9 protein-coding genes are annotated in these 11,980 nt (G+C 60.1%); all 9 read left to right on the top strand.

Annotation, left to right across the window (positions count from 1 at the left end):
* Positions 1-58 precede the first annotated feature (58 nt).
* The gene (fabZ, locus tag PF1751_RS06235; protein WP_003172281.1) at positions 59-499 is read left to right on the top strand and encodes a 3-hydroxyacyl-ACP dehydratase FabZ; all 441 of its coding nucleotides are present in this window, start codon (positions 59-61) and stop codon (positions 497-499) included.
* Positions 496-1,272, top strand: coding sequence for an acyl-ACP--UDP-N-acetylglucosamine O-acyltransferase (gene lpxA, locus PF1751_RS06240; RefSeq protein WP_010212450.1), 777 nt, complete (start codon positions 496-498; stop codon positions 1,270-1,272). Before fabZ ends, lpxA begins: the two co-directional genes overlap by 4 nt.
* Positions 1,273-1,274: 2 nt before the next feature.
* The gene (gene lpxB / locus PF1751_RS06245; protein WP_021492425.1) at positions 1,275-2,414 is read left to right on the top strand and encodes a lipid-A-disaccharide synthase; all 1,140 of its coding nucleotides are present in this window, start codon (positions 1,275-1,277) and stop codon (positions 2,412-2,414) included.
* A 2-nt stretch (positions 2,415-2,416) separates the two neighbouring features.
* Complete coding sequence (rnhB, locus tag PF1751_RS06250; RefSeq protein ID WP_162484837.1) at positions 2,417-3,043, top strand: ribonuclease HII; 627 nt, start codon at positions 2,417-2,419, stop codon at positions 3,041-3,043.
* A gap of 73 nt (positions 3,044-3,116) precedes the next feature.
* The gene (gene dnaE, locus PF1751_RS06255; protein WP_042570667.1) at positions 3,117-6,638 is read left to right on the top strand and encodes a DNA polymerase III subunit alpha; all 3,522 of its coding nucleotides are present in this window, start codon (positions 3,117-3,119) and stop codon (positions 6,636-6,638) included.
* 137 nt (positions 6,639-6,775) lie between these two features.
* Positions 6,776-7,723 (top strand): acetyl-CoA carboxylase carboxyltransferase subunit alpha, encoded by a 948-nt coding sequence (locus tag PF1751_RS06260; RefSeq protein WP_010212445.1) that lies wholly within the window; start codon positions 6,776-6,778, stop codon positions 7,721-7,723.
* Between the two features lie 174 nt (positions 7,724-7,897).
* Positions 7,898-9,217 carry a tRNA lysidine(34) synthetase TilS gene (tilS, locus tag PF1751_RS06265; protein ID WP_044286729.1) on the top strand — a complete coding sequence of 440 codons (1,320 nt, stop codon included), beginning with the start codon at positions 7,898-7,900 and terminating at the stop codon, positions 9,215-9,217.
* Positions 9,218-9,490: 273 nt separating this feature from the next.
* Complete coding sequence (locus tag PF1751_RS06270) at positions 9,491-11,122, top strand: CTP synthase (RefSeq protein WP_010212443.1); 1,632 nt, start codon at positions 9,491-9,493, stop codon at positions 11,120-11,122.
* Positions 11,123-11,127: 5 nt separating this feature from the next.
* Positions 11,128-11,973 carry a 3-deoxy-8-phosphooctulonate synthase gene (gene kdsA, locus PF1751_RS06275; protein ID WP_010212442.1) on the top strand — a complete coding sequence of 282 codons (846 nt, stop codon included), beginning with the start codon at positions 11,128-11,130 and terminating at the stop codon, positions 11,971-11,973.
* The last annotated feature ends 7 nt before the right edge of the window (positions 11,974-11,980 follow it).

Genomic DNA, 11,980 nt, shown 5'->3' on the forward strand with positions numbered 1-11,980 from the left:
AGCGGGGCGTGCTTTTAGTTCGCCCGCCCCCAATCTTTATTACAGGCTTCCCCCCGAAATGATGGACATCAACGAGATTCGCGAATACCTGCCTCACCGTTACCCGTTCCTGCTGGTGGATCGCGTAGTGGACCTCAACGTCGAGGAAAAGCGCATTCGTGCCTACAAGAATGTCAGCATCAACGAACCGTTCTTCAACGGTCACTTTCCCGCGCATCCCATCATGCCGGGTGTGTTGATCATCGAAGCGATGGCCCAGGCTGCCGGTATCCTTGGTTTCAAAATGCTCGACCTCAAGCCTGCCGACGGCACGCTTTACTATTTCGTGGGCTCCGACAAGTTGCGTTTCCGCAATCCGGTGACCCCTGGCGACCAGTTGATCCTGGAAGCCAAGTTCATCAGCTGCAAGCGCCAGATCTGGAAGTTCGAATGCCAGGCCTCGGTGGACGGCAAGCCGGTGTGCTCCGCTGAGATCATCTGTGCGGAACGCAAACTATGAGTTTGATTGACCCTCGCGCAATCATCGATCCGTCGGCCGTTCTGGCCGCCGACGTTGAGGTCGGCCCCTGGTCGATCATCGGCGCAGGTGTGGAAATCGGCGAGGGGACTGTCATCGGGCCGCACGTGATCCTCAAAGGTCCGACCCGCATTGGCAAACACAATCGCATCTACCAGTTCTCCTCGGTAGGCGAAGACACCCCGGACATGAAGTACAAGGGCGAAGAGACTCGCCTGGTCATCGGTGATCACAACATCATCCGTGAAGGCGTGACCATTCACCGTGGCACCGTTCAGGATCGGGCCGAAACCACCCTGGGTGATCACAACCTGGTCATGGCTTACGCGCACATCGGTCACGACAGCGTCATCGGCAACCACTGCATCCTGGTCAACAACACCGCGTTGGCCGGGCATGTGCACGTTGACGATTGGGCGATCCTGTCCGGGTTCACCCTGGTGCATCAGTACTGCCATATCGGCGCTCATAGCTTTTCCGGCATGGGCACGGCCATTGGCAAAGATGTTCCGGCATTCGTCACGGTATTCGGTAACCCGGCGGAAGCACGCAGCATGAACTTCGAAGGCATGCGCCGTCGCGGGTTCAGTGAAGACGCCATCCATGCCCTGCGACGTGCCTACAAGGTGGTTTACCGCCAAGGGCTCACCGTTGAGCAGGCATTGACCCAACTGGCCGAGCCGGCAGCGCTGTTCCCGGAAGTCGCGGTGTTCCGTGACTCAATCCAGGCGTCGACTCGCGGCATCACCCGCTAATCATGGCCAATCTGCGTATCGCACTGGTGGCCGGGGAAGCTTCCGGCGACATTCTGGGCGCAGGTCTCATGCGGGCCCTCAAGGCCCAGCACCCGGCGGTGGAGTTCATTGGCGTCGGTGGTCCGCTGATGCAGGCTGAAGGGCTTACGTCCTACTTTCCCATGGAACGTTTGTCGGTCATGGGGCTGGTCGAGGTGCTGGGTCGCCTGCGCGAGCTGCTGGCCCGTCGCAAGCTGCTGATCCAGACGCTGATCGAAGAAAAACCCGACGTGTTCATCGGCATCGACGCGCCGGACTTCACCCTCAATATCGAACTCAAGTTACGTCAGGCCGGGATCAAGACCGTGCACTACGTCAGCCCGTCTGTGTGGGCGTGGCGGCAGAAACGCGTGCTGAAGATCCGCGAAGGTTGTGATCTGATGCTGACTCTGCTGCCGTTTGAGGCCCGGTTCTATGAAGAGAAGGGCGTGCCGGTGCGGTTTGTCGGGCATACCCTGGCCGACGCGATTCCGCTGCAGGCTGATCGCGCCGCTGCGCGTGCCGAGTTGGGCTTGCCCGATGGCCCGCTGGTCGCGCTGATGCCTGGCAGCCGTGGCGGCGAAGTCGGCCGTCTGGCCTCGGTGTTTTTTGACGCTGCCGAACGCCTGCTGGCCTTGAAGCCGGGTGTACGTTTCGTGCTGCCTTGCGCCAGCCCGCAACGGCGCGCGCAGATCGAAACACTGCTGGAAGGCCGCAACCTGCCGTTGACCTTGCTCGACGGCCAGTCACACCTGGCCCTGGCGGCCTGTGATGCGGTGCTGATCGCTTCGGGTACCGCTACCCTGGAGGCCTTGCTGTACAAGCGCCCAATGGTAGTGGCCTACCGCCTGGCGCCGCTGACGTTCTGGATTCTCAAGCGCATGGTCAAAAGTCCTTACATCTCCCTGCCCAATCTGCTGGCCCAGCGCCTGTTGGTGCCGGAGTTGTTGCAGGACGATGCAACGCCCGAGGCGCTCGCACAAACGCTATTACCCTTGATCGACGGTGGCGAAGAACAGACCCGTGGTTTCGACGATATTCACCGCATACTGCGCCGTGATGCCTCGAACCAGGCGGCCGACGCCGTGCTGACCCTGATCGGCCATAAACAGGAAAGCCTATGACGATGCAAATGGGCCTGGATTTCAGCCTGGTCGCACAAGCCCATGAGCTGGTGGCCGGCGTTGACGAAGTCGGGCGTGGGCCTTTGTGCGGTGCGGTGGTCACGGCGGCGGTGATCCTCGATCCGAACCACCCGATCCTCGGCCTCAACGACTCGAAGAAACTCACCGAAGCGCGCCGTGAAAAGCTTTACGACGAGATCATTGAGAAAGCCCTGAGCTGGCATATCGCCCGGGCTGAAGTCGAAGAAATCGACGAACTGAACATTCTCCACGCCACCATGCTCGCGATGCAGCGTGCGGTTGAAGGCCTGCATATCACGCCAAAAATGGCGATGATCGATGGTAACCGTTGCCCCAAGCTGGCCATGCCTTCTGAGGCGGTGGTGAAGGGGGATAGCAAAGTGCCTGCTATCGCGGCCGCCTCGATCCTGGCCAAAGTCAGCCGTGATCGTGAAATGGCCGCGTTCGAACTGATCTATCCAGGCTACGGCATTGGCGGCCATAAAGGCTACCCGACGCCCGTTCATCTGGAAGCCCTGGCTCGCCTGGGTCCGACGCCGATTCACCGCCGCTCGTTCGCCCCGGTTCGCCAGGCCTACGAGTTGCGCGAGAGCCTCAACGAGGTGTAGTCGCAAGGCTGATGTTTTGCTCAAGGCCCGGTACAATCCGGGCCTTGTTGTTTTCCACGTATAAGAGATCACTATGCCGGCTTCATTCGTTCACCTACGCCTGCACACTGAATACTCCCTGGTCGACGGCCTGGTACGGATCAAACCGCTGGTCAAAACCCTGGTGGGTATGAACATGCCTGCGGTCGCGGTGACCGATCAGAACAACATGTGTTCCCTGGTCAAGTTCTACAAGAACGCCATGGGCGCCGGTATCAAGCCGATCTGCGGCGCTGACCTGTGGCTGTCCAACAAAGACCCGGATAACCCCCTGAGCCGTATCAGCCTGTTGGCGATGAACGGCGTGGGTTATCGCAACCTTACCGAACTGATTTCCCGCGGTTTCATCGATGGCCAGCGCAATGGTTCGATCATCATCGAGCGCGAATGGGTTGCCGAGGCCAGCGAAGGCCTGATCATGCTGTCGGCCGCCAAAGAGGGCGAGATCGGTATCGCGCTGCTGGGTGGCAACCCCCAGGAAGCTGAAGTACTGGCCAAGGAGTGGATGCAGGTCTTCCCCGATCGCTTTTACCTGGAAGTCCAGCGCACCAATCGCCCCAACGATGAAGAGCACCTGCACGCCGCCGTGGCCCTGGCCGACAAGCTGGGGGCGCCACTGGTCGCCACCAACGACGTGCGCTTTATCAAGAAGGAAGATTTCGAGGCCCACGAAACCCGCGTGTGCATCGGTGAAGGCCGGGCCCTGGATGACCCGCGCCGCTCCAAGAACTACAGCGAAGAGCAGTACCTCAAGAGCGCGGAGGAGATGGCCGAGCTGTTCAGCGACCTGCCCGAGGCCCTGGAAAACTCCGTCGAAATCGCCAAACGCTGCAATATCGAAGTGAAGCTGGGCAAACACTTTTTGCCCAACTTCCCGATTCCCGATGGCATGACCATCGATGAGTACTTCCGCAAGGTGTCGTTTGATGGTCTGGAGGAGCGTCTTTCCGTCCTGCTGCCCAAGGACACCACCGAAGATTACGAGGCCAAGCGCCAGGTTTATGTCGATCGGCTGAATTTCGAGCTGGATATCATCATCCAGATGGGCTTCCCCGGTTACTTCCTGATCGTAATGGACTTTATCCAGTGGGCCAAAAACAACGGCGTACCGGTAGGGCCGGGCCGGGGGTCGGGTGCCGGCTCGCTGGTGGCCTACGTGCAGAAGATTACCGACCTGGATCCGCTAGAATATGACCTGCTGTTCGAGCGGTTCCTGAACCCGGAACGGGTTTCCATGCCCGACTTCGACGTCGACTTCTGCATGGACGGCCGTGACCGCGTGATCGAATACGTGGCCGAGAAATACGGCCGCAACGCGGTAAGCCAGATCATCACCTTCGGTTCCATGGCGGCGAAGGCTGTAATTCGCGACGTGGCGCGCGTTCAGGGCAAGTCCTACGGCCTGGCGGATCGTCTGTCGAAGATGATCCCGTTCGAAGTCGGCATGACCCTGGAAAAAGCCTACGAGCAGGAAGAGATCCTGCGCGACTTCATCAAGATCGATGAAGAGGCCGCCGAAATCTGGGACATGGCCCGCAAGCTTGAAGGCGTGGTGCGTAACGTCGGTAAACACGCCGGCGGTGTGGTGATCGCGCCTACAAAACTCACCGACTTTTCGCCGATTTATTGCGATGAGGAAGGCGGCGGCCTGGTCACCCAGTTCGACAAGGACGACGTGGAGGCGGCCGGCCTGGTGAAGTTCGACTTCCTTGGCCTGCGAACCCTGACGATCATCGACTGGGCGCTCAAGACCATCAACCGCGACCGCGCCAAGGTCAATGAAGAGCCGCTGGATATCGCGTTTATCCCGCTGGACGACAAACCGACTTACACCTTGCTGCAAAAAGCCGAAACCACGGCGGTGTTCCAGCTTGAGTCGCGGGGCATGAAAGAGCTGATCAAAAAGCTCAAGCCCGACTGCCTGGAAGACTTGATCGCACTGGTGGCCCTGTTCCGTCCGGGTCCGCTGCAGTCCGGCATGGTGGACGACTTCATCAACCGTAAGCACGGTCGCGCGGAGCTGGCGTATCCGCACTCCGACTACCAGTACGAAGGCCTCAAGCCAGTACTGGCGCCGACCTACGGCATCATCCTGTATCAGGAACAGGTGATGCAGATCGCCCAGGTGATGGCCGGCTATACCCTCGGCGGCGCGGACATGCTGCGTCGAGCCATGGGTAAGAAAAAACCCGAAGAGATGGCCAAGCAGCGCGGCGGTTTCATTGAGGGTTGCGCGACCAACAATATCGACGCGGACCTGGCCGGTAACATTTTCGACCTGGTGGAAAAATTCGCCGGTTATGGCTTCAACAAATCCCACTCCGCCGCGTACGGCCTGGTGTCGTACCAGACCGCCTGGCTAAAAGCGCACTACCCGGCGCCTTTCATGGCGGCGGTACTCTCGGCGGATATGCACAACACCGACAAGGTCGTGACCTTGATCGAGGAAGTGCGCACCATGAAGCTGCGTCTCGACGCACCGGACGTGAACGCCTCGGAGTTCAAATTCACGGTAAACGACGAAGGCCGCATTATTTATGGGTTGGGCGCGATCAAGGGGGTGGGTGAAGGCCCGGTGGAAGCCATCACCGAAGCGCGCCAGGACGGACCCTTCAAGGATCTGTTCGACTTCTGCGCGCGGGTTGACCTCAAGCGCATCAACAAACGGACCCTCGATGGTCTGATCCGTAGCGGTGCGCTCGACCGTCTCGGCCCGTATTTTTACGACGAGCCCAAGGCTTACCAGGCGAATATCGACCGGAACCGTGCGGTATTGCTCACCGCCATGGAAGAAGCGATCAAGGCCGCCGAACAAACCGCCCGTACCCACGACAGCGGCCACGCCGATCTGTTTGGCGGTTTGTTCGTCGAAGAGGATGCCGATGTATATGGCAACCATCGCAAGGCCAAGGAGCTGACGCTCAAGGAGCGCCTCAAGGGTGAGAAAGACACCCTGGGCCTGTACCTCACCGGCCACCCGATTGACGAATACGAAGGTGAAATCCGCCGTTTCGCCCGTCAGCGAATCATCGACCTGAAACCTGCGCGGGATACCCAGACCGTCGCCGGCATGATCATCGCCCTGCGGGTGATGAAGAATAAAAAGGGCGACAAGATGGGGTTCATCACCCTCGACGACCGTTCGGGGCGCATCGAAGCCTCGCTGTTCGCCGACGCGTTCCACTCCGCGCAGTCGCTGTTGCAGACCGACGCCATGGTGGTAGTGGAAGGGGAGGTCAGCAACGATGACTTCTCCGGCGGCCTGCGCCTGCGGATCAAGCGGGTGATGAGCATGGAAGACGCGCGCACCAATCTGGCCGAAAGCCTGCGCTTGAAGGTGAAAACCGAGGCGCTCAAGGGCGATCAGCTACGCTGGTTGGGTGAGTTGCTCAAACGCCACCGTGGCGCGTGCCCGGTGACCATGGAGTACACCGGCAGTGACGCCAAGGCCATGTTGCAGTTTGGGGAGACCTGGCGAATCGATCCGGCTGATGGCTTGATTCAAGCATTGCGTGACCAGTTCGGCCGTGACAACGTCTTCCTCCAATACCGTTGACGGCCAGGCACCGCAATTCGCCTGTTCTCGACGAAACATTTAATCTCGACCTGGACGCGCCTCTCCCTTAAGGTAGGGCGCGAACAGACAACCGGCTGGCCAGGCACTCCCTGGCCGTCGACCCAAGACGGACGCTTATGAACCCGAATTTTCTTGATTTCGAACAGCCGATCGCTGACCTGCAAGCCAAGATCGAAGAGCTGCGCCTGGTCGGCAATGACAATTCGCTGAATATCGGCGATGAGATCGCTCGCCTGCAAGACAAGAGCAGCTCGCTCACCGAAGACATCTTCGGCAAGCTGACCAGTTGGCAGATCGCGCGCCTGGCTCGCCACCCGCGCCGTCCGTACACGCTGGACTATATTCAGCACATCTTCACCGAGTTCGACGAGTTGCACGGCGACCGCCACTTCTCCGACGACGCGGCCATCGTGGGCGGTATCGCTCGCCTGGACGACCAGCCGGTGATGGTGATCGGTCACCAGAAAGGCCGTGAAGTGCGCGAGAAGGTCCGCCGCAACTTCGGCATGCCGCGTCCTGAAGGCTACCGCAAGGCGTGCCGCCTGATGGAAATGGCCGAGCGCTTCAAGATGCCGATCCTGACCTTCATCGACACCCCGGGTGCCTACCCAGGTATTGACGCTGAAGAGCGCAACCAGAGCGAGGCTATCGCCTGGAACCTGCGCGTCATGGCCCGCCTGAAAACCCCGATCATCGCCACCGTGATTGGTGAAGGGGGATCCGGCGGCGCTCTGGCCATCGGCGTCTGCGACCAGCTGAACATGCTGCAATACTCGACCTACGCGGTGATTTCGCCGGAAGGTTGCGCCTCGATCCTGTGGAAAACCGCCGAAAAAGCGCCGGACGCTGCCGAAGCCATGGGCATCACCGCCGATCGCCTCAAAGGCCTGGGTATCGTGGACAAAGTGATCGCCGAGCCTCTGGGCGGTGCCCATCGTGACCCGGCTGCGGCTGCCGCGACTATCCGCGCTGAACTGGGTTCGCAGTTGGCGATGCTCAAGAAGCTGGATAACGAAGCGCTGCTGGCTCGTCGTTACGAGCGTCTGATGAGCTACGGTCTCTAAGCCGACGCTGTACCCAATGTGGGAGTCGGCTTGTGTGGGAGCTGGCTTGCCTGCGATAGCATCACCTTGGTATCACTGATAGACCGAGGTGCCTGCATCGCGGGCAAGCCCGGCTCCCACATTTGTTTTGTGTATGCTGACGAACGTATTCCAGCTTTGCAGTGGTGACGTGTGATGAAACCAACCCTGCCGGCCACATTCCTGCGTACCCTGGCCCCCTGGCGCAACGCGCCGGCCTGGCATATCGCATTCTCCGGCGGTCTCGACTCCACCGTCCTGTTGCACCTTCTGGCCTCGCTGGCCAAACTTGAAAATCTGCCTGTTCTCAGTGCTGTCCATATCCACCATGGCCTGCAAGCTGCTGCCGATGCGTGGCCCGCGCATTGCCAATCGGTCTGCGACAGCCTGGGCGTGCCCTTGCGGGTCATGCGCGTGCAAGTCAGTCCTGGTGCGAGCCTTGAACGTGCGGCCCGCGATGCGCGTTACCAGGCGTTCATGCAGGTAATAGGGGCAGGGGAGGTGCTTTTCACCGGCCAGCATCGCGACGATCAGGCCGAAACCCTGCTCTTTCGTCTCTTGCGCGGGGCAGGGGTGCGAGGGTTGGCGGCCATGCCTGGGTATCGCCCATTGTCGGGCGGGCATGTGGTGAGGCCATTGTTGAATACCTCCCGTGGTGAATTGGAGGCCTACGCCCACCAGCATCAATTGAAGTGGATCGAAGATCCCTCCAACGCCGATCCACGTTTTTCCCGCAATTACCTGCGCCATCATGTATTCCCGACCCTGACGCAACGCTGGCCCCAGGCAGTCTCCAGCCTGGCGCGCACGGCCGAACACTTGGCCGAGGCACAGGGTCTGCTTGACGAGTTGGCGCAGATGGATCTGCGGGCTGCCGATCAGCCTTCAGCGTTTGCCTGGTTGCCTTTGCCTTCATTGGCGCTTGCGCCATTACGAGAACTTTCCGATGCCCGCCAGTGCAATGCCTTGCGGCATTGGTTGGCTCCGCTGACTCGAATGCCTGACACCGACCACTGGGCCAGTTGGTATGCCCTGCGTGATGCCAAAGGCGATGCACAACCCGTGTGGCACCTGGCCGACGGACAACTGCATCGTTGTGGTGAGCGCATCTGGTGGTTACCTTCAGCGTGGTCGGCGTTTTCTGACGCATCGGTGCGCTGGCCCGATCCGCAAAACCCACTAGAGTTACCGGGCAACGGTCAGCTGAGATTTATCGGCAACGTCCCCGAATGCCCATTGGTGATCCGCTATCGCCAGGGGGGCGAAATCGTCGAAGTGCCAGGTCGAGGCCGGCGCGACCTGAAGCGCCTGCTGAATGAAAGTGGTTTGCCGGGCTTCGTCCGTGGCAGATTGCCGCTGGTCTATCGGGGCGAGCAATTGCTGGCTGTCCCAACCGTCGCGGGGGCATGGGCCAGCTCAACGGATGACCGGCAATTACATTGGATGCCACAGACCTGCGATCAAGGTTTGAGCTGATAGAGCCTTTCCGGTAGACTACGCTCCCTTCTTGATACAACTTCTGTGGATTCAACTGAATCGCAGCAGTTGCCGATTACCAAGCAGTCTTTGCTGGGCGATTCCAAAAAATGTGTAGCGATCAACGTACCGGTGTTCCATTGCTGGTCTGTCACAACGCGGCGGTTTTTTTGAAAGGTGCACTGTGATTAATGCAGGTGATCGGGGGCTTCGGCCTTCCTTCGCTTTCCCCGGCGGCTCGGACCGCTTTAACGCAGACTTCTAGGGTTTTTCATGACGCGCTACATATTCGTCACGGGCGGTGTTGTTTCTTCATTGGGGAAAGGCATTGCCTCCGCTTCATTGGCGGCCATCCTGGAGGCGCGGGGACTTAAGGTCACCATGCTCAAGCTGGACCCGTACATCAACGTTGACCCGGGCACCATGAGCCCGTTCCAGCACGGTGAAGTGTTCGTCACCCACGACGGCGCCGAGACCGACCTGGACCTGGGCCACTACGAGCGGTTCATCCGCACGACCATGACCCAGAACAACAACTTCACCACCGGCCGTGTCTACGAGCACGTGCTGCGCAAGGAGCGCCGTGGTGACTACCTGGGTGCAACCATCCAGGTGATCCCGCACATCACCGACGAAATCAAACGCCGCATCATCAAGGGTGCAGGCGATGCCGACGTGGCGATGGTCGAGATCGGTGGCACCGTGGGTGACATCGAATCCCAACCGTTCCTCGAAGCCATCCGCCAGCTGCGTTTCGAAGTCGGCGCCAAGCGCGCGATGCTGATGCACCTGACGTTGGTGCCGTACATCGCCACGGCCGGCGAAACCAAAACCAAGCCTACCCAGCACTCGGTCAAGGAACTGCGTTCCATCGGCCTGCAGCCGGACGTGCTGGTATGCCGCTCCGATCACCCGATCGACATTTCCTCGCGTCGCAAGATCGCGCAATTCACCAACGTTGAAGAACGTGCGGTGATCGCGCTGGAAGACGCCGACACCATCTACAAAATCCCGGGCATCCTGCACTCCCAAGGCCTGGACGATTTTGTGGTCGAGCGTTTCGGCCTGCAATGCAATGGCGCGGACCTGTCCGAGTGGGAAGCCGTGGTCGACGCCAAGCTCAACCCTGAGCATGAAGTCACCATCGCCATGGTCGGCAAGTACATGGAGCTGCTGGACGCTTACAAGTCGCTGATCGAAGCGATGAGCCACGCCGGTATCAGCAACCGTACCAAGGTCAACCTGCGCTATATCGACTCTGAAGACATCGAGAACCAGGGCACTGCGCTGCTCGAAGGTGTGGACGCTATCCTCGTGCCAGGCGGTTTCGGCCTGCGCGGCGTGGAAGGCAAGATCACGGCTGTTCAATATGCTCGCGAGAACAAGGTGCCGTACCTGGGTATCTGCCTGGGCATGCAAGTGGCCGTCATCGAGTTCGCCCGAAACGTGCTGGGCTGGAAAGACGCCAACTCCACCGAGTTCGACAGCAAGAGCGGCCACCCGGTCGTGGGCCTGATCACCGAGTGGGAAGATGCCACCGGCGCAGTCGAAACCCGTACCGAAGCCTCCGACCTGGGCGGCACCATGCGCCTCGGCGCGCAAGACTGCCTGCTGGAGCCGGGCTCGCTGGTTCACGACTGCTACGGCAAGGACGTGATCGTCGAGCGTCACCGTCACCGCTACGAAGTGAACAACAACCTGTTGCCGCAGATCAAAGAGGCTGGCCTGAAAATCTCCGGTCGCTCCGGTGATGGCGCGCTGGTTGAAGTGGTTGAGGCGCCGGATCATCCGTGGTTCGTGGCGTGCCAGTTCCACCCTGAGTTCACCTCGACGCCGCGCGACGGTCACCCGTTGTTCAGCGGTTTCGTCAAAGCAGCACTGACGCAACATCAGAAGAAGGCGTAACCCTGATGGCCCAGAAGATCATTCGCGTAGGCGACATCGAGATTGCCAACGACAAGCCCATGGTGCTGTTTGGCGGCATGAACGTGCTGGAAAGCCGCGACATGGCGATGCAGGTCTGTGAAGAGTACGTAAAGGTCACCGAGAAACTCGGTATCCCTTACGTATTCAAGGCCAGCTTCGACAAGGCCAACCGTTCGTCCGTGACCTCCTATCGCGGCCCGGGCCTTGAAGAAGGCATGCGGATCTTCCAGGACATCAAGCAAGCCTTCGGCGTGCCAATCATCACCGACGTCCACGAGCCTGAACAGGCTGCCGTGGTCGCCGAGGTGTGCGACATCATCCAGTTGCCGGCCTTCCTGTCGCGCCAGACCGACCTGGTCGTTGCGATGGCCAAGACCGGCGCTGTGATCAATATCAAGAAAGCCCAGTTCCTCGCGCCCCAGGAGATGAAACACATCCTGAACAAGTGCGTGGAAGCGGGTAACGACCAGTTGATCCTCTGCGAGCGGGGTTCGAGCTTCGGCTACAACAACCTCGTGGTGGACATGCTCGGTTTCGGCATCATGAAACAGTTCGAATACCCGGTGTTCTTCGACGTGACCCATGCATTGCAAATGCCCGGTGGTCGCGCCGACTCCGCTGGCGGGCGTCGTGCCCAGGTACTGGACCTAGCCAAGGCGGGCATCAGCCAGTCTCTGGCAGGCCTGTTCCTGGAAGCCCACCCGGATCCGGACAACGCCAAATGCGACGGCCCATGCGCCCTGCGCCTGGACAAGCTGGAGCCATTCCTGGCCCAGCTCAAGCAGTTGGACGAACTGGTCAAGAGTTTTCCGACGGTAGAGACCGCGTAAGCGTCGT

Origin of the sequence: Pseudomonas simiae (assembly GCF_000934565.1) — a bacterium.
GTDB lineage: Bacteria > Pseudomonadota > Gammaproteobacteria > Pseudomonadales > Pseudomonadaceae > Aquipseudomonas > Aquipseudomonas simiae.